Below are 21,597 nucleotides of genomic sequence, written 5' to 3'. Positions count from 1 at the left end.
TGTCGGCCCCCTCCACCACCGCACCCGTCGTCGGTCCGGCCGCAGGGAGGAGCGACGAGCAGCCCGACACCGTCAGGGCGGTGCCCAGAACGGTGCAGAGGGCCAAAGGCAGTGCGCGCATGCAGGATCGCCTGTCGGTTTCTCTCATGGGCTGCCTAGACCATCGCCGGGTCGCTGTCCGTGGCGGCCGGGACACAGTCTCGCGGTGAGCGCCCGTCACCCGCCCGTCGTCCCCACTACCCACGTCTATCCCAAAAAATCGTGTCCGACACGATACTTGAAAGGAGCAACGCGATGTGCGCTCTCGTCGGGACGGCAACTCTTGATTTGCCAAACCTGGGTTTCGGCCGAATCGGATCCGATGACAACGTCGTTCGACTACACACCTCCTGGACTAGCCCAGGGTGTTCCGGGGCCGGTCCGACGACGGCATGTCTTTTATCTTCCGGGTTACGATCCTGAGGGCAGCAGCCGCTATCGAATGCTGTTCGTGCGCGAGTTGGCCCGCTACGCCAAGCGCTTCGGAGAGCCGAAACGCACGGTCTCCGGCGCGAATCTCAGCGCCGACGGGCTGGTTCAGAGCTGGCGCGTGGCCGGCCAGCCCGCCACGCAGGGCGCCGAGACCACCTACGACGTGCTCCTCTGGGACGACATCGTCCGCGACGACTTCCGGCGCCGGCGTCCGGTCAGCGTCGCCCTCCTGGTCTTCGGGACGCTCCAGACCATCGTCTCCGGCCTGATGCTGCGATTCTACCGGCTGAACTGGAAGTACGGCAACGTCATCCTCTATCCGCTGGTGATGGTCTTGCTCCTCGCCCTGTGCACCCTGGCCATCGCCGCCTTCGTGCATGCCCATCTGGGGACGGCCTTCGGGCACAGCCTCGGGTGGCCGCTCTGGGTGACGCTGCCGGCAGGCCTCCTCATCGGCCTCGCCTGGATCAAGGCGATGGAAGCTTTTCTCAACCGGATCTTCTTCTGGCAGCTCCTGAACGACTGGGTCTTCAACTGGCAGCACGGACAGGGCCGACGGCCGGATTACGAGCGCCGGCTGGAGGCCTTCGCCGGGCATGTCCTCGCGCGCTGCACCGCCCTGGCGGCCAGCGACCCGCTCGACGAGATCCTGATCCTCGGCCATTCCTCGGGAGCCCTGAGCGCGGTGGAGGTGACCGCCCGGGTGCTCGCCCGCGATCCGCATCTCGGCACCGGAGCGACCACGCTCGCCCTCGTCACCCTGGGGTCCGGCCTGCCCCTGGTGGCGATGCAGGGCATGGCGAAGGGGCTGCGCTGCGAGATCGCCAGTCTGGTGACCTCGCAGCGCCTCGTCTGGGCCGACTTCCAGGCCCCCCAGGACTGGATGAACTTCCCCGGCTTCAACCCGGTGGTGCACCTGACGCTCGACCTTCAGGGCCGGACGGTCGCCAACCCCCTGGTGCGCTCGGCCCGGTTCCGCGAGATCATCAGCACCGAGACCTACCGGAAGGTGCGCTGGCGTCCGTTCCGGATGCACTTCCAGTTCCTCCTCGCCAACGACCGGCGCGGGTACTACGATTTCTTCGCGATGACCCTGGGCCCGCAACGGCTGCGCGAGCGGGCGCTCGATCCCGCTCTGCCCGGTCCCGTCTCGACCGATCCCGCCTCGCCAAATCCCGCCTTTCCAAGTCCCGCCTTGCCAAATCCCGGTTCGCCCGGCGCCTGTCCGAGCACCCCGCTCGCCTCCTGAGAGCGGGGAAACCCGCCCTCGCCGGGCATGTTTCCGCACAGCCTCCAGGCGCCACGGCCTGCTATGAGGCCGTGGCCGCCTTATCCGAGGCGGCCACCAGGAAGGGATGCACGATGTCATCAGGCCAGACTCCCGCACCGGGCGGCAGGCCCATGGTCCTCGTGGTGATGGGCGTCTCGGGATCGGGCAAGAGCACGGTGGCGTCCTGCCTCGCCGAGCGCCTCGGCTGGACCTTCGTCGACGGCGACAGCTTCCATAGCCCCGAGCACGTGGCCAAGATGCGGGCAGGACACCCCCTTGACGACGACGACCGCGCCCCCTGGCTCGCGGCGATCGGCGCCTGGATCGACACGCAGCTGCAGCAGCGGGCGACCGGCGTGGTGGTCTGCTCGGCCCTGCGGCGGGCTTATCGCGACGTGCTGGTGCGCGGCCGCGCGGAAGTCCGGATCGTCTACCTGGAGGGCGACCGCACCCTGATCGAGGGGCGCCTCGCGCGCCGGCAGGGGCACTTCATGCCGGCAGGCCTTCTCGACACCCAGTTCGCCATCCTGGAGCCGCCGGCCCCCGAGGAGAACGCGGTGGCGGTGGGCGTCGATGCGCCCCCCGAGGCCATCGTCGCAACGATCGTGGCCCGGTTGGGATTGGGGGAGGGTGCCCCGCAACCCTGAGCCCCCTCCGGATTCCATGCCCCTGTCCTCCGAACCGACCCCCGCCGCGATTGCCCTGGTGATCTCGGACGTGGACGGCACCCTGGTGACCACCGACAAGAGCCTGACGCCCGCGACCCGGGCGGCCGTGCGGCGGCTGGAGGCGGCGGGCATCGCCTTCACCATCGCGTCGAGCCGACCGCCCGTGGGCCTGAAGTCGCTGGTGGCCGAACTCGGGCTCACCCTGCCGATGGGGGCCTTCAACGGCAGCACCCTGGTCGCCCCCGATCTCAGCCTCCTGTCCGAGACGCTGATCCCGGCCGAGGCCGCCCGCGCGGCCGTGCGGCGCTTCGCCGAGGCCGGTCTCGACACCTGGGTGTTCGCCCGTGGGCAGTGGAACCTCACCGATCCGCACGGGCCCTATACCGACCTCGAGCGCCGGACCCTGCAGGCCGAGCCGAACGTGGTCGCGGATCTCGAACCGCTCCTGGACCAGGCCGCCAAGATCGTCGGCGTCAGTGCCGATGCGGCGCAGCTGGAGGCCTGTGAGGCGGAGACCGCCGCGGCGTTGGCGGGACGGGCGGACGTCCATCGCTCCCAGGCCTATTATCTCGACGTGACGCCCCCCGGCTCCGGCAAGGCCGCCTTCGTCGATGCCATGAGCCGGCACCTCGGGATCGACAGATCCCGGATCGCAACCCTCGGTGACGCCGCCAACGACGTGCCGATGTTCGCCCGCAGCGGATTCTCGGTGGCGATGGGCAACGCCGCGCCGGCGGTCCAGGCCGCGGCGCGGGCCGTCACGGCCACGAACGACGCGGACGGCTTCGCAAAAGCCATCGACGAATTCATTTTGCGACGCTGAGGCAGCCTTTGCCCCGCCGGCCGCACGGCACCGCGAGGCCCTTGGCAACATTGGCGAATCGCTTCAGACACAATCCAGACCGGGCTGCGGCGACTGTGCCATGTGCGACACAGCACATGGGGAAACGGTCACGCTCGACCCGCCCGAGCCGCTTTCCGGCCTCAATTCGCCCGGACCTTGACCGTCCAAGAACAAGGACGATCCGGGTCTCCGATGAACCAGCGCTTCCTGCTCCTCGCCGTCGCCGCGGTCGCCATGCCGTGCGGGATGCTCCCGCCCGGCGCGGCCCTGGCCCAGGGCACGGCGGCACGGGACAACATCGATGCGCTGATCGAGCAGCAGGCCAAGGCCAACGGGGTGCCGTCGAGCTTCGTCCATCAGGTCGTCAAGCGCGAGAGCAACTACAACCCGAACGCGAAGGGCGGCAGCGCCCTCGGGCTCATGCAGATCAAGCATGCGACCGCCCGGGGCCTCGGCTACCAGGGGGATGCGGCGGGCCTGTTCGACCCGCGGGTGAACCTCCGCTACGGCATCGCCTACCTCGCCGGCGCCTACCGGGCCGCCAAGGGGGACATCGCCCAGGCCTATAATTTCTACAATCGAGGCTACTATTACGCCGCCAAGCGCCTCGGCATCGAGACCAGCGTCCCCGACGATCTCGAGACGCCGAGATCCGGCGAGGCCTTCTCCAACGCCTTCGCCCGCGCCGACAGCCCCGCCGTCATCGCCGCGAACACCGCGCTCGCCTACGCGCCCAGCCCCACCGCAAATGGCGTTCCCACCGAGACCGTCGCGGTGCCGCTGCCGCCGCGCAGGCCCGCCGCCCTCGCCGGACTCGGCGCGGTCGAGGTCGCGGCCCTGGCACCGGCCGACGCCGCGGCCCCAGCCTCCGCGGCGGCCATCAGCCCCCATCCCGGCATCGTCCCGGGCATGACCCAGGCGGCCGCCCAGGTCGACGCCGTCTTCACGGAGGCGATCGAGGTTCCGCTGCCGCCGCGCCGTCCGTCTGCGCTGGCCCTCGCCGCGGTCAACCGGCCGGTGGTGGCGAAGAAGGCGCCGGTGGCCGGCACCGTGCTCGAGGCCTCGGCCCTGCCGCCCGCCGCGCAGTAGGCCGTCTCCGCTCGCACGCTCCCCCCACGCGGCGTTTGCGCACAAGCCGGGTGCCGGTCCGGCCCTGCCGTCACGGTTTCGAGGAACATCCCCCGGCTGATTCTCCGGGTTTCCCCCGTTCTGGTGGCCGTGACCGCTTGCGTCGGAGCGCGCCTCGCCTCACATGGTGCAATGCGAAGCGCCGGGCTTCGGCGTGGTTCGGCACGATCATCGCAACGACCCAGGAGCGTTGTTCCGACGTCGGATCTTCGGATTGTTGCTTTTTAACACATTCGAAACGCCGAATCTGGGCATAATATTTCCACATCCGTGAGCCTAGCTCCGGGATCGACCGCCTGTTGTGGCAACCTGCGTGTGGGCTTCGGCCCGACCGCGAACCGAGGAAACGGACGACGGCATGGCCGGCGCGGTAGAACAAGAATCGACCTTCCTGGCTGATCTCGGCCGGCGGGTTCGTCATGCCCGGACCGTGCGGGGCCTGTCGCGCAAGCTCCTCTCGCAGACCTCCGGTCTGTCGGAGCGCTACATCGCGCAGCTCGAGAGCGGGCAGGGCAACGTCTCGATCATCCTGTTGCGCCGGGTCGCCAACGCCATGGGCGTGCGCCTCGACGACCTGATCGCCGGGCAGGAGACCCTGCCGGACTGGCACGTGATCCGCGATCTCCTCGGCAACGCGTCGCCGGAGCAGATCGCCCTGGCCAAGGGCATCCTGTCGGGCCAGTCCTCGGCCAGCGGCGAGGCGCCACAGCCGCGCGTCGCGGTGATCGGCCTGCGCGGCGCCGGGAAATCGACCCTCGGCCGCCGGGTCGCCGATCGCCTGGGCTGGACCTTCGTCGAACTCAACGCCGAGATCGAGCGCGAGAACGCACTCTCGGTGAAGGAGATCTTCGCGATCTACGGACAGGAGGGCTATCGCCGCCTGGAGCAGGCGGCCCTGCGCCGGCTCACCGAGCATCCCGGGCCCCTCGTGCTGGCGACCAGCGGCGGCATCGTCGCGGAACCTCTGACCTACGACCTGCTGCTCCAGGCCTTCTTCACGATCTGGCTGCGGGCCCGGCCCGAGGAGCACATGCAGCGCGTGCGCGACCAGGGCGAACTCACCACCACCGGCGACCACCCCTCGGCCATGCAGGAACTGCGCGCCGTCCTGGCCAGCCGCGAGCCCCTCTACGCCCGCGCCTCGTCGGTCGTCGACACCTCCGACGTGCCCGTCGACGTCATGGTCGACCGCCTCGCCGAAGCCATCGAGGCGCGCTTCGGCACCCTCGATCACCGCCGCAGCGCCTGACGGTCGCGGCCCGCGCGATCGGGTCGGTCGCCGCGCGGCCTTGATCGGGCGTGCGATGCACACCAAGCTATGGGACATGCGGTCCGGAGCGGTTTTGTTCTGCCGGCCCGCGTGACGACAGACATACCCTACTGGAGCGGCGCGGGGCGGGGCAGGATCCCGCCGACGCGGCACGACCTCCACGTCGACTCGCGGTATACGCCGGCCCGCCGCGACGCGCCCGGCCCAGAGGAGGACCCGATGTCCGCCAGCCCCTTCCCCATCGCCGCGAAAGGCGCAGAACCGCTGGCGGTGTGCGATCCGATCTGGGCGCGCCTGCGGGCCGAGGCCGAGGCGATCGTCCGCGAGGAGCCGCAACTCGCCTCATTCATCGTGGCGACGGTCCTCAATCATACCTCGCTGGAGGGCGCCGTGGCGCACCGCGTGGCGGCCCGCCTCGGACACGCCTCCCTGCCGGCCGAGCTCATCGCCCACGGCTTCTTCGAGGCGATCACCGCCGAGCCGAGCCTCGGCCAGGATTTTCGCGCCGACATCGCCGCGGTGCTCGATCGGGACCCCGCCACCAGCCGGGCCATCGAACCGGTGTTGTACTTCAAGGGCTTCCACGCGATCCAGGCGCATCGCCTCGCCCACTGGTACTGGACGGCGGGACGGCGCGACCTCGCACTCTACCTCCAGAGCCGGTCCTCGGAGGTGTTCCAGACCGACATCCATCCGCAGGCCCGGATCGGGCGCGGCATCTTCCTCGACCATGCCACCGGCCTCGTGGTCGGCTCCACGGCGGTGATCGAGGACGATGTCTCGATCCTCCACGCCGTTACCCTGGGGGGCACCGGCAAGCAGGGCAGCGACCGTCACCCCAAGATCCGCCACGGCGTGATGATCGGCGCCGGTGCCAAAATCCTGGGCAACATTGAGGTCGGGGCCTGCGCCCGCATCGCTGCCGGTTCGGTGGTGCTGCGCCCGGTGCCGGCCAACACCACCGTGGTCGGTGTTCCCGCCCGCGTTGTCGGCACCGCCGGCTGCGCCGAGCCGTCGCGGGCCATGGACCAGCTCGTCGCCATGGATCAGTTCATCCACATGGCCGAGGGCATCTAACGGCGCCCCCGGCATGCCGATATCGGCTCGGAGCCCCGCTTGCCCATCCCCCGATGGCGTGGCAAGCGGGGGCCAGCCCGGCCCCGGCCGCCGCCGGCAGGCTCACGAGGCCGCCGCGCGCGACTGGCGATGAGCCGGAAAACGACTCGAACGCGAGAGGCGATCAGCGTGAACAAGACCGACATTGTGAAGGTGCAGGATTACCTCCGCCGGACCTTCGCCAACACCAACATCCGCCTCGTTCCCCGTCCCAAAAAGGACGATTCGGCGGAGGTCTATATCGGCGAGGAGTTCCTGGGCGTGGTCTCGGTCGACGACGAGGACGGCGACCGCTCGTTCAACTTCGCCATGGCGATCCTGGACATCGACCTCGAAGACTGAGGGCTCCCACCTGCCGCGGGGCCCTGCAGGTCGCACCGGCCTGTGCGTGGATTTAACCCTGACGGCAGGAAACCCTTAACGTTTCGTAAACGACGCGGCACAGTGGACGCCACATCGCCTCTCGATGGTGGAGCGTTCGCGTCATGACCCTCAGCCCCTCGGCCCTCGACTCCCTGCAGACCCTCTGCGTCGGCCTCGCCCTCTCGGGCCTGCTCGCCAGCGCCTTCGAACTGTTCACGGAGCGTCGCGCGAGCTTCAGCCTGCTTGAGCGCGGCGGCGTGACGGCCGTGGCGGCCCTGCCGATGCTGGCCTTCGGCGCGCCCTTCATCATTCTGCGCAACACCGTCCGCGGCCGCCGACTGGAGCGCCGCCCGATCCCCTTTGTGATGATCGCCACGATGATCGCCTGCGGCTGGAGCCTGATGTCGGGCCGCGTCGCCCTTGACCTCGCTCACCTGATCGCGGGCGTCTGAGCACACGCCTTCCTGTTCCGAGGTCCCGGCCAACATCTGGACCGCCGATACACGAAAGGCCGCCCTGGAGGCGGCCTTTCGCGCGTACAGCGATGGCGGGATCCGCCCTCAGCGATTGGCGGTGGCCACCGGGGACGCCCCGCCATTCAGGGTGACCCAGGCCAAACCGTCCTGCCCCTCGCGCTTGATGAAGGTGTAGCCGGTGCGGGGGCCGGACAGGACCGCGTTGGTCTTGTTGTCGAGGATCAGGTCGCCGCGATCGGTGCGGACCATCAGCACCGCGTGGCCCTCGCCGATCTCGTCGATGACCACGGTCATCCGCAGGGCCCGGCGCGGAAGGCCGCGCTCCACGAGCATCCGGCGCTTGAGGAGCTGGTAGTCCTCGCAGTCGCCGAAGCCGTCGTCGGGATAATCCCAGCGGTCGACGACCCCCCAATGGGCGAGGTCGGTGATCGGCTTGATCCGGGCATTGACCCGTCGGTTGACCCGGTTGAGCAGGTCGCGGATGCGCGGCGTAAGGGCGATAACGGCGGGCTGCGTCGTGTCGACGGCGCATTCGGCGGGCATCCGGGCGCAGAAGGCGGTCCAGGCGGCGACGGGGCGGGCCGGGACGCCTTCCTCGAGGGCCGAGGCATCGGGCAAGGCCGCGACGGTCTGGGCCTCGGTGCTGGCGCCACCGATGAGCAGGATGGTCCCGACGAGGCCGAACTGCAGCGTGCGGGCGAAGCGTCGCCAAAGTCTTCCGCGCGGCCCGTGCGGCAGTCCCTCGACGCTTCGCAGTCTCGCGTGCCGCATGCCGGTCGCCCTGCCATCCCCTGGTGGAGCGATAAGGTTTACACGGGAACGATCCGGGCTCAATCGGAAAGTTAAACCCGCGTTAACGCGCACTGGGGCGCATTGGTTCCACACAGGTTCGTGCGACGTGAGGATGCCGACGGATCGTGCCGCGCCACCGGAACGGCCGGTGCTCTCGAGCCCGTTCGGTCTCCGCCGAGATGCTCAGCGGTTGGCGGTGGTGACGGGCGAGGTGACCCCACCAAGCGAAACCCATGCCACCGTATCTGCAGACTCCCGCTTGATGAAGACGTAGCCCGTCCGGTACCAAGCCAGGATCTCGCTGGTCTTGTTGTCGAGGATGAAGTCGCCGCGGTCGGTGACCAGGGTCAGCACCGCGTGGCCCTCGCCCTTCTCGTCGATGACGACCGTCATCCGCATCGCCCGGCGCGGCAGGCCGCCCTCGGCCAGGAGCTTGCGCTTGAGCAGCTGGTAATCCTCGCAATCGCCCGAACCGTCCTCGGCGAGGTCCCAGCGATCCGGTACGCCCCAATGCTCCTGGTCCGTCACGGCGTGCAGGGACTTGTTCACGCGACGGTTGACCGCGACGACGGTGTTCCAGATGGCCGGGGTGAGCGCGATGCGGTTGGGCTCGTTCGCGTCGATCGCGCATTCGGCGGCATATAGCTGGCAGAAGGCGGCCCAAGCCGGCAGCGGACGGGCCTCGGCCAGGGTCAGGGCGGCGGGTGAGGGCGTAGGCAGGGCCGCCAGGGTCTGGGCCGACGACGGACCGCTCGTCAGGACGGCCAGCACCGCGAGCAGGATCAGCGCAATCGTCTTCGTCCGGTCCATGGCGGCGTCCTCACGTCCTATGCCGCTAGGGTGCCGCCGTGGGACCTGTTCCGCGCTGAAGCCGATCCGCGCAATTTTATCGATTCGCCGGCGGGATTGCGGCTCTCGCGCGACAGGCCGAATGCGCCGTCTCGGCGATGGCGCGAAACGGCGCGGTTCCGCCAACCGGCCGGTAACCGTGCTTGCAGAGAGGTCCTTCACGAAGCGGAGCGGGCGGGGCCGCCGTGACACCCGGGAGCGCCCTTGCTATGCCGCGGCCTGGGCGAGGGGGCGGAGCGTTCCCCGCGGGACGGACGTCCCCGCCGAGCCCCGGACATGGAATTTTACGGCACCATGAACATCTTCGCCACCTTCGAGGCCCGCGTGCGCGGCGCCGTGCAGGCCCTCATCCAATCCGGGCAGCTGCCCGAGGGGCTCGACCTCGCCCGAGTGGTGGTGGAGCCGCCGCGCGATGCGAGCCATGGCGACCTGGCCACCAACGCCGCGCTGGTGCTGGCCAAGGAGGCGAAGACCAACCCGAAGGCCCTGGGCGAAACCCTCGCCGCAGCCCTGCGCGCCGACCCCGACGTGACGGAGGCGAGCGTCGCCGGCCCCGGCTTCATCAACCTCCGGCTGGCCCAGGGTACCTTCCACGCCGTCGTCCGGGCGGCCCTCACCGCGGGCGAGGCCTACGGGCGCGGCGCCATGCCGGGGGGCCGGGTCAACATCGAGTACGTCTCGGCCAATCCCACCGGCCCGATGCATGTGGGCCACGGGCGCGGGGCGGTGTTCGGCGACGCCCTGGCCAACCTGCTGGTGGCGGCCGGGCGCGACGTGACGCGCGAATACTACATCAACGATGCCGGCGCGCAGGTCGACGTGCTCGCCCGCTCGGCCTTCCTGCGCTACCGCGAAGCGTTGGGCGAGCCGGTCGGCCCGGTGCCGGAGGGACTCTATCCGGGCGACTACCTCGTGCCGGTGGGCGCCCGGCTGGCCGAGCTCCATGGCCGTGCCCTCCTCGACCAGCCGGAGGCGGAGTGGCTGCCGACGGTGCGGGCCTTCGCCATCGCGGCGATGATGGACCTGATCCGCGACGACCTCGCCCGGCTCGGCATCCATCACGACGTGTTCTTCTCCGAAGCCACCCTCAAGGGGGAGGTGCCCGTCCTGCTGGCGGAGCTTCGCCAGAAGGGTCTCGTCTACGAGGGGCGCCTGCCGCCGCCCAAGGGACAGCTGCCCGAGGACTGGGAGGATCGCGAGCAGACCCTGTTCCGTACCGTGGAGTTCGGCGACGACGTCGACCGGCCGCTGCTGAAGTCGGACGGCTCCTTCACCTACTTCGCCTCCGACATCGCCTATCACCGGACCAAGATCGCCCGGGGCGCCACCGACCTCATCGACGTGCTCGGCGCCGATCACGGCGGCTACGTCAAGCGCATGCAGGCCGCCGTGAAGGCGGTCAGCGACGGCCGCGCCACCCTCGACGTGAAGCTGTGCCAGCTGGTGCGGCTGCTGCGCGCGGGCGAGCCCGTGAAGATGTCGAAGCGCTCCGGCGAGTTCATCACCCTGCGCGAGGTGGTCGACGAGGTCGGGCGCGATCCGGTGCGCTTCATGATGCTCTACCGGAAGAACGACGCGACCCTCGACTTCGACCTCGCCAAGGTGGTGGAGCAGTCGAAGGAAAACCCGGTCTTCTACGTGCAATACGCCCACGCGCGCTGCGTGTCGGTGTTCCGCCAGGCCGCGCAGGCGATGCCGGGCGAGGATTTGTCCCGGGCCGGCCTCCTGGGCGAGGCCGACCTGTCGCGCCTCACCGATCCGAGCGAGGTCGAGATCATGCGGCTGATCGCGCAGTACCCGCGCGTCCTCGAGGCGGCGGCCGGCGCCCATGAACCGCATCGGGTGGCGTTCTACCTCTATGAACTGGCCTCGTCGCTGCACGGTTTGTGGAACAAAGGCAAAGACTTGCCGCAATTACGGTTTATTAATCCTGACGACCGAAACTCCACACGGGCTCGATTGGCCCTCGTTGAGGCGTTGCGGGGCGTTGTCGCCTCCGGCCTCGCGGTGTTGGGCGTCACCGCGCCGGACGAAATGCGGTGAGGTGATCTCGGCGTGAAGAGGGATGCTGCCATGACGACGAACGCTTCGCGGGCGACGGTCGATTTCGACGCCTTTGCGCGGGATCTGCAGCAGCCTCCGGCGCCGGCCCAAGTGCCCGTCCAGGGTGTTGCGCCTGTCCAGGCTCCGGCTGCGGCCAAGGCCGACCCCCTGGCCGAACTGGCCCGCATCGTCGGGCAGGACGATCCGTTCCGCGCCCTGCTCCAGGCCCGCGATTCCCGCGTCGATGCGGCCGCGCGGGGCCGCATCGAGCCGAGCTTCGGCGACGGTCCGGTCCAGGCCCGCTCCGCCCAGGTCCAGGCTCACACACCCGTTCATGCCCAGGCGCCCGCGCACCAGGCGGCTCAGCAGCCGGCCTCGCCCACGGACGCCTTCGACCAGTATCTCGCCTCCGTCGATCACGGCGCCTATGCCGATTCGCAGGGCGCCTATCCGGACCCCGACGCGGCCGAATTCGCCCCCAACGACGCCGATGACCGGGTCCGCTCCCTGGAGCGGCCGCGCAAGCGCAACCGCCTGGTATCGGTGGGCGCCGGCCTCAGCGTCCTCGCCCTCTGCGTCACCGGTGCCCTGGCCTGGCGCGGCCTGCACGGCCAGTCCGGCAGCAGCGGCGGCGTCCCCACCATCCTGGCCGACACCGCGCCCCTGAAAATCGCACCGCAGAAATCCGATGGGGTCGAGATCCCGGACCAGAACAAGCAGATCTACGAGCGCACCGCCAAGGATGGCCAGATCCGCATCGTCAACCGCGAGGAGCAGCCCCTCGACGTGGCCCAGGCCGCCCGGGCGGCCCTCGGGAACGGCGAAGGCGGGGCGACCCCGGGCAGCGCCGCTCCGGCAGCGGCCCCGCAGCCGGCCCAGCAAGGCGGCCTCGGCGATTCGCTCGGTGAGCCCCGTCGGGTCCGTACGGTCTCGGTGAAGCCCGATACGCCCCCACCGCCGCCCCAGCGCGAGGCGTCCGCCGAAGCCACGACACCGTCGGTGATCCCCACCATGACCCTACCGGGCGCCACCAGCGACGGCGCCAGCGCCAGCCCGTCCCTGCGCCAGCGCGCGACCCGGCTGCCGCCTCCGGTCGCGACGACCCCGGTGGCCGAAGCGCCCGCCGCGGCCCCGCCAGAGCCTGCGCCGGCCCCCGCCCCCCGCGTCAAGGCGCCCCAGCGCGTGGCCGCCGTAGCCCCCGAGGCGACCTCCGCCATCGCCGCCCCGCCGCCCGTCGCGGCAGCACCCTCCGCGGGCGGTGGCGGCTACGCCGTCCAGCTCGGCGTCCGCACCAGCGAGAGCGAGGCCCAGGCCGCCTTCCGCCAGATGCAGGGCAAGTACAGCCAGCTCTCCGGCCAGCCGGCCCTGATCCGTCAGGCCGAGGTCAACGGCAAGACGATCTACCGCGTCCGTGTCGGGCCCCTCGGCAAGACCGAGGCGACCAGCCTGTGCACCCAGCTCCAGGGCGCGGGCGGCCAGTGCTTCGTGGCCAAGAACTGAGGTCCAATCCGGGCCCCTGAAATGACCGGGCGCCGGCGCGCGCCCGGTCGCCCGGCCGGGCGGCGAGCGCGGCGCCTTCCGGGAGCCCATCGCACCCTGTGGCCACCAGGCCACGCGTGCGTTCTCCCGTGCACCCCCCATTCCGTTCGACGTTTTCCGGCCGCATCCTGCCCCGATTGGCGTGGGGTCGATTCGTCGCCGAGCCCTTCCGGCGGCCGTCCCATCCCGCCAGTCCACTCCCCGAGCCAATCCACCGAGGATGCGTCCCCGATCATGACCTCCCGTGCCCTGATCCTTGGTTGCGCCGGCAAGACCCTCTCGGCGCAGGAGGCCGCCTTCTTCCGGGACGTGGCGCCCTGGGGCTTCATCCTGTTCAAGCGCAACATCGGGACGCCCGACGAGGTCCGCGCCCTCACCGACGCCCTCCGGGAGACGGTCGGCCGCGCGGACGCCCCGATCCTCATCGACCAAGAGGGCGGCCGGGTTCAGCGCATGGGACCGCCGCATTGGCCGGCCTATCCGGCGGGGCGTCGTTTCGGCGGGCTCAACGGCTCGGCCGCGGCGATCGCGCATCTGGGCGCCCGGCTGATGGCCCATGACCTTGCCAGCGTCGGCATCAACGTCGACTGCGCCCCTGTCCTCGACGTGCCGGTGGCCGGAGCCCATGACGTGATCGGCGACCGCGCCTACGACACCACGCCCGACCGCGTGGCCGAGATCGGCCGGGCCGTTGCGGAGGGCCTGATGCAGGGCGGCGTGCTGCCTGTCATGAAGCACATTCCCGGGCATGGCCGCGCCGGCTGCGACAGCCACAAGGGCCTGCCGGTGGTGGAGGCCGACCTCGCTACCCTGAGCGCCCAGGATTTCGTACCCTTCCGGGCGCTCGCCGACCTGCCGATGGCCATGAGTGCCCATGTGGTGCTCACCGCCCTCGATGCCGCCCACCCGGCGACGCAGTCGGCCATCGTGATTCGCGACATCATCCGCGGCGCCATCGGCTTCGACGGGCTGTTGATGACCGACGACCTCTCGATGCACGCCCTCCAGGGCACGTTCCGGGGCCGGACCGAGGCCTGCTTCGCTGCCGGCGTCGATATCGGCCTGCACTGCAACGGCGATCCGGACGAGATGCAGGGCGTCGCCGAGGGTGCGCCTGCCCTGGCCGGCGCGGCCCTGCGTCGGGCCGAGGCTGCCCTGGCCCGCCTGCCCGCCGGGACCGACACCTTCGACGTGCAAGAGGCCCGGGCCCGGTTTGCGGCGGCCCTGTCGATGGCCGCATGAATTCCCACTCTCCCGCCATCCTGCGCACCGCGCGCCGGATGAGGCGACAACGGCGCGTGGCTGGTCTATGAACCGGCGGCGGGCCGGAAACTTGCATGCCCGCGATGCGGCGATCGGAACGGAGCGAGAGTCACCCGCACTTCTTGTGCTCGGGGTACCCGATCCTTAGGTTCGCCCTCAACCGACACACGAGACGGCGCAGCGCGGTGTTTGAGCTGCGGCGCGGGAGGTTGCCATGGGCAGCATGAGTATCTGGCACTGGATCATCGTCGCCGGCATCGTGATGCTGCTGTTCGGTCGCGGCAAGATCTCCGACCTGATGGGCGATGTCGCCAAGGGCATCAAGGCCTTCAAGAAGGGCATGGCCGAGGACGAGACGCCGACCACCACGGCCGTGCCGCCGCCGAGCGCGGGCGAGCCGGTGCGGACGTTGCCCCATCAGGGGGAGCCCGCCACCGCCAATACGGTGTCGGCCGACCGCAAGGTCGTCTGATCCCCTACGCGAGAATCGGGCGCTGCGGCCGATCGCGGGTCTGGCGCAGGGCGCCACGACCTGCCATGGGCGGCGCGCTGTTGATGGACGGCGCACGGTCGCGGGACAGTCGACACCATGTTTGACATGAGTTGGGGCGAGGTGATGCTGATCGGCGGCGTCGCCCTCATCGTCATCGGCCCGAAGGATCTGCCGAAGGCCCTGCGTACGGTGGGGCAGATCACCGGCAAGATGCGCCGCATGGCCGGCGAGTTCCAGTCGCAGTTCAACGAGGCGATCCGTGAGGCGGAGTTCGACGAAATCCGCCGCGAGGTGGATGGGGTCAAGCGCTCGGCGAGCACGATGGGGCCGACATTCAACCCGGTGCAGACCATCCGCGACGAGTTGAAGGGGGCCGTCGACGGTCGGACCGAGACAAAGACGACCCCTTCGCCGACCCAGGGCCTCGCCAACGTCGCCGACCAGCTGGCCGAGCGCGAGACTTCGTCGTCCGAGCCCGTTCGAGACATGCCAAACCCCGTGCCAGCCCCCGTGGAAGCGCTGCCCGACCTGCCGCCGCACCCGTCTTCGGGGGCGCCCGGTCCGGCTGCGACCCACGCCTGGACCGCCGAACCGCCGCCCGGCTCCCCCGACCCAGCTCCCAGCGCGTCGCCTCACTCCGAGACGCCGGCCAAACCCCAGCTTGATTCCGGCCGATGATCAACGAGACCGACGAAGCCGAGATCGAAGCCTCGCGGGCCCCGCTCCTCGATCATCTCATCGAGTTGCGGTCGCGGCTGATCAAGTCGCTGGCTGCGTTCGTCGTGATGTTCTTCGGGTGCTTCTTCTTCTCGCGGCACATCTACAACATCCTGGTCTACCCCTACGTCTCCGTGGTGGGTGTCGAGAACGCGAAGCTGATCGCGACGCACTTCCTCGAGCAGGTGTTCACCAACATCAAACTCAGCGTGTTCGGGGCCGGCTTCCTGGCCTTCCCGGTCATCGCTACGCAGATCTACGCCTTCGTGGCCCCGGGCCTCTATCGCAACGAGCGCCAGGCCTTCCTGCCGTACCTCATCGCCACGCCGATCTTCTTCATCCTCGGCGCCCTGGTGGTGTTCTTCCTGGCGATGCCGCTGCTGATCCAGTTCTCGGTCTCGCTGCAGCAGATCGGCCAGCCCGGCGAGGCGACGATCGCACTCCTGCCGAAGGTGGACGAGTACCTTTCGCTCATCATGACGCTCATCTTTGCCTTCGGCATCGCCTTCCAGCTGCCGGTGATCCTGACCCTGCTCGGGCAGATCGGCGTGATCGACACGGCGTTCCTGCGCGAGAAGCGCCGCTACGCCATCGTCCTGGTGTTCGTGGCCGCCGCCGTGCTGACGCCGCCGGACGTGATCTCGCAGCTCTCGCTCGCAATCCCGATGCTGCTGCTCTACGAGGCCTCGATCTTCTCGGTGGCCCGCGTCGAGCGCCGTCGAGCCGCCCAGCGCAAGGCCGAGGGGCTCGACCCGTAAAACGCCGCCCCTACGGGGCCTCGGCCGTCACGGCCGAGGCGACGGGCGCGGCAGGATCACGCCAGCGGTTCAGCTCGGCGTCGATCGCCCCCTGCGTCCCACGCATGAACTCAGCGCCGCTCAGCCCCGGGGGCAGGGGCGGAAGGTAGCTCACAGTCACGGCGCCGGGGCTGTGGCGGGCGCCGCCATGGGGCCAGTACAGGCCGGAATTCACCGCCACCGGCAGCACGGGCAGGCCGAGCTTGGCGTAGAGCAGCTCGACCCCGCGCTTGAACTGGACCGGCTCAGCGATGCCGCCGCGGGTGCCTTCCGGAAACATCAGCACCGAACGCCCCTGCGCGATCGCCGCGCGGCTCTCGTCGATCATCACCCGCAGGGCCTGGGTGCCGTTGGCCCGGTCGATGATGATCATCGGCGAGCGGCGCAGGAACCAGCCGACGATGGGGATCGCCACCAACTCGCGCTTGGCCACGATGGCGACGTTGGGCACCAGAACGAGGAAGGCTAGGGTTTCCCAGGCCGACTGGTGGTTGGCCACGATGAGGCAGGGCTCGGCCGGAATGCGGGCGCGGCCCTCCTCGACATAGGTGAGCCCGACGATGCGGGCGAGGCCGAACAGGATGCCCCGGGACCACAGGCGGGTGAAGGCCCGGATCGGCCGTGCCGGCGCGCCCAGCAGGGCGAGCACTGCCAGCGGCAGGATGAACAGGGCGGTCCAGGCGGCCCAGTAGGCGTTGAAGAGCGCGGAACGGATGCGCGACACGTGACGATCCCTCGATCTCGCCCCGGGTGCGATCCCTCGCGGATCAGGAGCCCCAGGCGCGGCATTTCCCCGGCGACGGCGGCGGCGATCCGGTCTATGCCGGCCCGCCGCGCCGACGCGCGCACGATCCTTTAAACATTTTCCAGTTTCACGCGAGCCGAACGCCGTGCGCCTCACCGTCACCACTTGGAACATCAACTCGGTGCGCCTGCGCATCGATTCGGTCCTGCGCTTCCTCGCCGAGGCCCAGCCGGACGTGCTCTGCCTGCAGGAGACGAAGTGCCCGGACGACGCGTTTCCGCTGAAGGCCCTGCGGGGCTCCGGCTACGAGAACGTCGTGTTCGCCGGCCAGAAGGGCTATAACGGCGTCGCGATCCTCTCGCGCTTTCCCCTCCTCACGCGCGACGTGATGGCGTTCTGCGAGCGCCAGGACGCGCGTCACATCTCGGCGGTCCTGGGGCCCGAAGCCGGGAAGGCGGCCGGGATCGTGCTGCACGATTTCTACGTGCCGGCGGGCGGCGACGTCCCCGACCGCGGCCTCAATCCGAAATTCGCGCACAAGCTCGACTTCCTCGACGAACTGCGCGCCTGGGGTGGGCGGCGGGTCACGGGCCCGGCGATCCTGGTCGGCGACCTCAACGTGGCGCCGCTGGAGCACGACGTCTGGTCGCACAAGCAGCTCCTCGATGTGGTGAGCCACACCCCTATCGAGACCGAGCGGCTCGAGACCCTGCGGGGCGAGGCCGGCTGGGTCGATGCCGCCCGCCTGCTGGTGCCGGAGCCGACGAAGATCTACACGTGGTGGAGCTACCGCTCTCCCGACTGGGCGGCGGCCGACAAGGGCCGGCGCCTCGACCATGCCTGGGTCTCCTCCGACCTCGCCGGCACGGTGCGCGACATGACGGTCGCCCGCCACGTCCGGGGCTGGGACCGCCCCTCCGACCATGCGCCGGTGACGCTGACCCTGGAACTCTAAGGGCTGTCACCGGCCGGTCATGCGCGAGGCGTAGGGGCGGCGTCCATCATCCCCGATGGACAGTCCGAGAGCCCGCATGAATCCCGCAGCACGGGCGGTCCGCCGCGAAACCAGCCTCGGCCTGACCCAGGCCGTGCATCGCAGCCGCGCCCTGTCCCGCGCCGGCTTGTCCGAACGGCTGTTCACCCTGGCCTTCAGCGGGCTGGTCTATCCCCAGATCTGGGAGGATCCGGCGGTCGATCTGGAAGCCCTGGCGCTGGGGCCGGAGGACCACGTCGTCGCCATCGCGTCGGGCAGCTGCAACGTCCTGTCCTACCTCACCGCCGATCCGGCGCGGATCAGCGCGGTCGATCTGAACGGCGCGCACATCGCCCTGGGGCGCCTCAAGCTCGCGGCCCTGATGCGGCTGCCCGATTCGGCAGCCTACTTGCGCTTCTTCGGGCGTGCCGACACGGCCGGCAACATCGCCGCCTACGATGCGCGAATCGCGCCCCATCTGGACGCCACCGCGCGCGCGTATTGGGAGGCCCGTCGCCTGGACGGGCGCCGGCGCATCGCAGCCTTCTCCGAGAACGTTTTCCGCCACGGCCTGCTCGGGCGCTTCATCGGGACCGGGCATCGGCTGGCCCGGCTCTACGGCTGCGACCTCTCCGCCGTCCTCAAGGCCCGCGACCGCGCCGAACAGCGCAGCCTGTTCGCGGCACACGTGGCGCCGCTGTTCGAGAAGCGCCTCGTGCGCTGGCTGATCCGGCGCCCGGCCTCCCTCTACGGCCTCGGGATCCCCCCGGCCCAGTACCAGGCCCTCGCCCAGGACCACCCGGGCGGCATGGTCGACGTCCTACGCCACCGCCTGGAGCGCCTCGCCTGCGACTTCGACCTCGCCGACAACTACTTTGCCTGGCAGGCCTTCGGCCGGGGCTACGCCCCGGGTCCGGACGCGGCCCTGCCGCCCTACCTGCAGCCGCGCCACTTCGAGACCCTGCGGGCCCGGGCCGGACGCGTGAGCTACCGCCAGCAGTCGATGACGGCGTTCCTGGCGGCCAGCCCGGACAGGAGCGCGGATGCCTACGTGCTCCTCGACGCGCAGGATTGGATGAGCGACGCCGACCTGACCGCCCTGTGGACCGAGATCACCCGCACCGCCCGGCCGGGCGCACGGGTCATCTTCCGCACGGCCGCCGACGAGCGCTGCCTGCCGGGCCGGGTGCCGGACGGGATCCTCTCCGCCTGGGACTATGCCGAGACCGAGAGCCGCGCAGGACAGGCCCGCGACCGCTCCGCCATCTACGGCGGCTTCCATCTCTACCGTCGGCGGGCCGCGTGAGCGATGCCGCGCAGGCGATGGACCGGATGTACCGGCGCCAGCGCCACCTCTACGACGCCAGCCGCAAATTCTATCTCCTCGGGCGCGACCGGGCGATCGCGGACCTCGCCGTTCCGGCGGGCGGTACGGTGCTGGAGATCGGCTGCGGCACCGGACGCAATCTCGTGCGCATCGCCCGAACCTACCCGGAGGCCGCCTGCCACGGCCTCGACGTCTCGGCGGCGATGCTCGCCACGGCCGCCCGCAGCGTCGCACGCGCCGGGCTCGAGTCCCGCATTCGCCTCGCGCGCGGGGATGCGACGGCCTTCGACCCGGAGGCCCTGTTCGGGCGGGCAAGCTTCGACCGGATCGTAATCTCCTACGCCCTGTCGATGATCCCGCCCTGGGAGCGGGTGCTGGCCGAGGCCGCCGGACACCTCGCACCGGGCGGACGTCTCCATGTGGTGGATTTCGGCGATCAGGCGGGCCTGCCCCGCCCCGCCCGCAGCCTCCTCAACCGATGGCTCGCGGCCTTCGCGGTGACGCCGCGCGCAACCCTGCCGCAGGCGGTGGCGGCCGTGGCCACCACCCTGGACGCCGAGGCGCGGGTGCACCAGCGCTTCCGCGGCTACTGCGTGCACGCGGTGATCACGCGCTGAGGGCGCAGGATCCGCCTGGCGAGCGCCGATCGCAGAGATTGATTCAGCCGGCTTCGGCGGAACGCCCTGGCGCGACCCCGCATTGGGTTTCCGACGCGGCGGCTTCCAGGCCGCCCACCCCAACCGGAGGTTTCCCCATGCGCAAGCTCCTCGTCGCCTTCCTGCTCCCGAAGCTCGTCTCTTATCTGCGCCGGCGCTATTCCGGCCGTCCGAGCCCGCGTCACTACTCCTAAGATTCAGCGCGCCGGGACTGCAGGCAGTCCCGGCGCGCTCATCCGGCGGAGCCGAGCCGCCCGTCGACCGTAGCCGACATAGATCGCCAGCCCCACGACGAGCCATAGGGCGAGCCGCAGCCAGGTGTCCCCGGGCAGGCCGAGCATCAGCCCGAGGCAGGATAGGATGCCGAGGATCGGCACCACCGGCATGCCCGGCACCCGGAAGGGGCGAGGGCGCCCAGGATCCGTCCGGCGCAGCACCAGGACGGCGGTGCAGATGACCACGAAGGCGAAGAGTGTGCCGATGCTCACCAGTTCGCCCAGAAGGTCGATCGGAACCAGCCCCGCCACCAGGGCCGTCACGGCACCGATGGTGATCTGACTGGTAGCCGGCGTCCGGAAGCGGGGATGCACCCGCGCGAAGGCCGGCGGCAGCAGTCCGTCGCGCGCCATGGCATAGAAGATCCGGGCCTGCCCGTAGAGGGCAGCGAGCGCCGCCGTGGTCAGGCCGAGGATCGCCCCGAACTTGATCGCAACCGCGAAAGCCCCGAAGCCGATCGCTTCCACCGCCTTGGCGATGGGGTCGGGCACGTCGAGGGCCCGATAGGGGACGAGGCCGGTGAGTACCGCCGCCACCGCCACGTAGAGCACCGTGCTGATTGCCAGCGACCCGAGGAGCCCGATCGGTGCGTCGCGTTGGGGACGGCGCGTCTCGCCCGCCGCGGTCGAGATCGTCTCGAAGCCGATGAAGGCGAAGAACACCACGCCGGCCCCGCGCAGCACGCCGCTCCAGCCGAACGCACCGAAGGTGCCGGTGTTCTCCGGCACCAGGGGAGACCACAGGCCCACATTCACGTGGGCCGCACCGACGCCGATGAAGGCCAGGATGATCGCAACCTTGATCGCCACCATTAGGACGTTCACCCGAGCCGATTCGCGGTTGCCGCGCACGAGGAGCAGGGTCAGCAGGCCGATGATGGCCGCCGCCGGCAGGTCGAACCCTGCGTCGACCCCGCCGGGCAGGGGGGTGAAGGGCGCCGCCGAGAGGAATGGAGGAAGATGCAGGCCGACATCGGCGAGGAGCGAGCGGGCATAGCCCGACCAGCCCACCGCCACGGTCGCAGCGCTCATGGCGTACTCGAGGACGAGGTCCCAGCCGATGATCCAGGCGCAGACCTCCCCTAGGGTTGCGTAGGCGTAGGTGTAGGTGCTCCCCGGGACCGGCACCATCGCGGCGAGTTCGGCATAGCAGAGCGCGACGAACCCACAGGCGATGCCGCCGAGCACGAAGGACAGGGTCAGGCCCGGACCGGCATAATTGGCCGCCGCCGTACCGGTGAGGACGAAGATGCCCGCCCCGATGGTCGCCCCGACCCCGAGGGCGACGAGGTCGAAAGCCGAGAGCGAACGCGGCAGGCGCGAGGTCCCATCGCCATCGGCGTCGGCCGCCAGGATGTCGGCGATGGATTTTCGCGCGGTGAGGCGGTTGCCCGTCATCGTCCGGACCTTCGCATGACGGTGGATCGTGTGCCAATCGGGGCAAGTCCCGCGCCAAGGCCTTCTCCTGCGCCAAGGCCTTCTCCCGCACCAAGGCCTGCGTGCCGAACACCAGTCCAGACTT

Annotated in this window: 21 protein-coding genes; 17 read left to right on the top strand and 4 right to left on the bottom strand. The window is 70.2% G+C overall.

Translation table 11 applies throughout. From position 1 onward, the window contains the following. Positions 1-361: 361 nt before the first annotated feature. The 8 genes from CRT23_RS22595 (at position 362) to CRT23_RS22560 (ending at position 7,582) form a co-directional block, all read left to right on the top strand. Positions 362-1,720, top strand: coding sequence for an alpha/beta hydrolase (locus CRT23_RS22595; RefSeq protein WP_245436488.1), 1,359 nt, complete (start codon positions 362-364; stop codon positions 1,718-1,720). Between the two features lie 113 nt (positions 1,721-1,833). Beyond that, positions 1,834-2,388, top strand: a complete 555-nt coding sequence (locus CRT23_RS22590; protein ID WP_055950691.1) for a gluconokinase — start codon at positions 1,834-1,836, stop codon at positions 2,386-2,388. 16 nt (positions 2,389-2,404) lie between these two features. Beyond that, positions 2,405-3,232, top strand: coding sequence for a Cof-type HAD-IIB family hydrolase (locus CRT23_RS22585; protein WP_055950694.1), 828 nt, complete (start codon positions 2,405-2,407; stop codon positions 3,230-3,232). Between the two features lie 255 nt (positions 3,233-3,487). Continuing rightward, positions 3,488-4,342: a transglycosylase SLT domain-containing protein gene (locus CRT23_RS22580; RefSeq protein WP_245436490.1), complete on the top strand. Its 855-nt coding sequence runs from the start codon at positions 3,488-3,490 to the stop codon at positions 4,340-4,342. A gap of 352 nt (positions 4,343-4,694) precedes the next feature. Continuing rightward, positions 4,695-5,630, top strand: a complete 936-nt coding sequence (locus CRT23_RS22575) for a helix-turn-helix transcriptional regulator (protein ID WP_280952001.1) — start codon at positions 4,695-4,697, stop codon at positions 5,628-5,630. Between the two features lie 240 nt (positions 5,631-5,870). Beyond that, a complete protein-coding gene (gene cysE / locus CRT23_RS22570) occupies positions 5,871-6,728 on the top strand; it encodes a serine O-acetyltransferase (protein ID WP_055950704.1) in 858 nt (285 codons plus the stop codon). A gap of 168 nt (positions 6,729-6,896) precedes the next feature. Then, complete coding sequence (locus CRT23_RS22565; protein ID WP_055950709.1) at positions 6,897-7,109, top strand: DUF3126 family protein; 213 nt, start codon at positions 6,897-6,899, stop codon at positions 7,107-7,109. Positions 7,110-7,252: 143 nt separating this feature from the next. Then, a complete protein-coding gene (locus CRT23_RS22560) occupies positions 7,253-7,582 on the top strand; it encodes a hypothetical protein (RefSeq protein WP_055950713.1) in 330 nt (109 codons plus the stop codon). Between the two features lie 108 nt (positions 7,583-7,690). Here the strand turns inward: CRT23_RS22560 and CRT23_RS22555 are convergent, their stop codons facing one another. After that, entirely contained in the window at positions 7,691-8,377 is a 687-nt protein-coding gene (locus tag CRT23_RS22555) for a transglutaminase-like cysteine peptidase (protein ID WP_055950716.1), read from the bottom strand. 204 nt (positions 8,378-8,581) lie between these two features. Beyond that, positions 8,582-9,208, bottom strand: a complete 627-nt coding sequence (locus tag CRT23_RS22550; RefSeq protein ID WP_103711879.1) for a transglutaminase-like cysteine peptidase — start codon at positions 9,206-9,208, stop codon at positions 8,582-8,584. Between the two features lie 333 nt (positions 9,209-9,541). On the opposite strand from CRT23_RS22550, the gene argS reads away from it, so the two are divergent. The 6 genes from argS to tatC all read left to right on the top strand — a co-directional run bounded on the left by argS (position 9,542) and on the right by tatC (position 16,060). Further along, positions 9,542-11,290, top strand: a complete 1,749-nt coding sequence (gene argS, locus CRT23_RS22545) for an arginine--tRNA ligase (RefSeq protein WP_103711884.1) — start codon at positions 9,542-9,544, stop codon at positions 11,288-11,290. 30 nt (positions 11,291-11,320) lie between these two features. Then, positions 11,321-12,790 carry an SPOR domain-containing protein gene (locus tag CRT23_RS22540; RefSeq protein ID WP_103711878.1) on the top strand — a complete coding sequence of 490 codons (1,470 nt, stop codon included), beginning with the start codon at positions 11,321-11,323 and terminating at the stop codon, positions 12,788-12,790. 273 nt (positions 12,791-13,063) lie between these two features. Next, positions 13,064-14,071, top strand: coding sequence for a beta-N-acetylhexosaminidase (nagZ, locus tag CRT23_RS22535; RefSeq protein WP_103711877.1), 1,008 nt, complete (start codon positions 13,064-13,066; stop codon positions 14,069-14,071). A gap of 235 nt (positions 14,072-14,306) precedes the next feature. After that, complete coding sequence (locus CRT23_RS22530) at positions 14,307-14,564, top strand: twin-arginine translocase TatA/TatE family subunit (RefSeq protein WP_055950728.1); 258 nt, start codon at positions 14,307-14,309, stop codon at positions 14,562-14,564. Positions 14,565-14,681: 117 nt separating this feature from the next. Beyond that, a complete protein-coding gene (gene tatB, locus CRT23_RS22525) occupies positions 14,682-15,263 on the top strand; it encodes a Sec-independent protein translocase protein TatB (RefSeq protein WP_055950730.1) in 582 nt (193 codons plus the stop codon). Then, a complete protein-coding gene (tatC, locus tag CRT23_RS22520) occupies positions 15,260-16,060 on the top strand; it encodes a twin-arginine translocase subunit TatC (protein ID WP_055950733.1) in 801 nt (266 codons plus the stop codon). Before tatB ends, tatC begins: the two co-directional genes overlap by 4 nt. A 10-nt stretch (positions 16,061-16,070) precedes the next feature. On the opposite strand, the gene CRT23_RS22515 is transcribed toward tatC, so the two are convergent. Further along, positions 16,071-16,823: a lysophospholipid acyltransferase family protein gene (locus tag CRT23_RS22515; RefSeq protein WP_055950736.1), complete on the bottom strand. Its 753-nt coding sequence runs from the start codon at positions 16,821-16,823 to the stop codon at positions 16,071-16,073. Between the two features lie 166 nt (positions 16,824-16,989). Between CRT23_RS22515 and CRT23_RS22510 the strand changes: the two genes are divergently transcribed. The 3 genes from CRT23_RS22510 (at position 16,990) to CRT23_RS22500 (ending at position 19,761) form a co-directional block, all read left to right on the top strand. Then, entirely contained in the window at positions 16,990-17,799 is an 810-nt protein-coding gene (locus CRT23_RS22510) for an exodeoxyribonuclease III (protein WP_055950739.1), read from the top strand. Positions 17,800-17,875: 76 nt separating this feature from the next. Then, entirely contained in the window at positions 17,876-19,123 is a 1,248-nt protein-coding gene (locus tag CRT23_RS22505) for a DUF3419 family protein (RefSeq protein ID WP_103711876.1), read from the top strand. Between the two features lie 26 nt (positions 19,124-19,149). After that, a complete protein-coding gene (locus tag CRT23_RS22500; RefSeq protein WP_103711883.1) occupies positions 19,150-19,761 on the top strand; it encodes a class I SAM-dependent methyltransferase in 612 nt (203 codons plus the stop codon). 236 nt (positions 19,762-19,997) lie between these two features. Here the strand turns inward: CRT23_RS22500 and CRT23_RS22495 are convergent, their stop codons facing one another. Beyond that, positions 19,998-21,473 carry an amino acid permease gene (locus tag CRT23_RS22495; protein WP_103711875.1) on the bottom strand — a complete coding sequence of 492 codons (1,476 nt, stop codon included), beginning with the start codon at positions 21,471-21,473 and terminating at the stop codon, positions 19,998-20,000. Positions 21,474-21,597: the final 124 nt, after the last annotated feature.

It is taken from the genome of Methylobacterium sp. V23, from assembly GCF_002917135.1.
In the GTDB taxonomy this organism is placed as follows: Bacteria; Pseudomonadota; Alphaproteobacteria; order Rhizobiales; family Beijerinckiaceae; genus Methylobacterium.
The sequence above is the reverse complement of the archived record's forward strand: the minus strand, read 5'-3'. Positions and strand labels throughout refer to the sequence as shown.

Excerpts from the sequence above, each read along its gene's own strand:
- tatB (WP_055950730.1), top strand. The coding sequence starts at position 14,682 with ATGTTTGACATGAGTTGGGGCGAGGTGATGCTGATCGGCGGCGTCGCC.
- CRT23_RS22505 (WP_103711876.1), top strand. The coding sequence starts at position 17,876 with ATGAATCCCGCAGCACGGGCGGTCCGCCGCGAAACCAGCCTCGGCCTG.
- tatC (WP_055950733.1), top strand. The coding sequence starts at position 15,260 with ATGATCAACGAGACCGACGAAGCCGAGATCGAAGCCTCGCGGGCCCCG.
- CRT23_RS22495 (WP_103711875.1), bottom strand. The coding sequence starts at position 21,473 with ATGACGGGCAACCGCCTCACCGCGCGAAAATCCATCGCCGACATCCTG.
- CRT23_RS22530 (WP_055950728.1), top strand. The coding sequence starts at position 14,307 with ATGGGCAGCATGAGTATCTGGCACTGGATCATCGTCGCCGGCATCGTG.
- CRT23_RS22555 (WP_055950716.1), bottom strand. The coding sequence starts at position 8,377 with ATGCGGCACGCGAGACTGCGAAGCGTCGAGGGACTGCCGCACGGGCCG.
- cysE (WP_055950704.1), top strand. The coding sequence starts at position 5,871 with ATGTCCGCCAGCCCCTTCCCCATCGCCGCGAAAGGCGCAGAACCGCTG.
- argS (WP_103711884.1), top strand. The coding sequence starts at position 9,542 with ATGAACATCTTCGCCACCTTCGAGGCCCGCGTGCGCGGCGCCGTGCAG.
- CRT23_RS22590 (WP_055950691.1), top strand. The coding sequence starts at position 1,834 with ATGTCATCAGGCCAGACTCCCGCACCGGGCGGCAGGCCCATGGTCCTC.
- CRT23_RS22595 (WP_245436488.1), top strand. The coding sequence starts at position 362 with ATGACAACGTCGTTCGACTACACACCTCCTGGACTAGCCCAGGGTGTT.
- CRT23_RS22560 (WP_055950713.1), top strand. The coding sequence starts at position 7,253 with ATGACCCTCAGCCCCTCGGCCCTCGACTCCCTGCAGACCCTCTGCGTC.
- nagZ (WP_103711877.1), top strand. The coding sequence starts at position 13,064 with ATGACCTCCCGTGCCCTGATCCTTGGTTGCGCCGGCAAGACCCTCTCG.
- CRT23_RS22550 (WP_103711879.1), bottom strand. The coding sequence starts at position 9,208 with ATGGACCGGACGAAGACGATTGCGCTGATCCTGCTCGCGGTGCTGGCC.
- CRT23_RS22580 (WP_245436490.1), top strand. The coding sequence starts at position 3,488 with ATGCCGTGCGGGATGCTCCCGCCCGGCGCGGCCCTGGCCCAGGGCACG.
- CRT23_RS22585 (WP_055950694.1), top strand. The coding sequence starts at position 2,405 with ATGCCCCTGTCCTCCGAACCGACCCCCGCCGCGATTGCCCTGGTGATC.
- CRT23_RS22500 (WP_103711883.1), top strand. The coding sequence starts at position 19,150 with ATGTACCGGCGCCAGCGCCACCTCTACGACGCCAGCCGCAAATTCTAT.
- CRT23_RS22540 (WP_103711878.1), top strand. The coding sequence starts at position 11,321 with ATGACGACGAACGCTTCGCGGGCGACGGTCGATTTCGACGCCTTTGCG.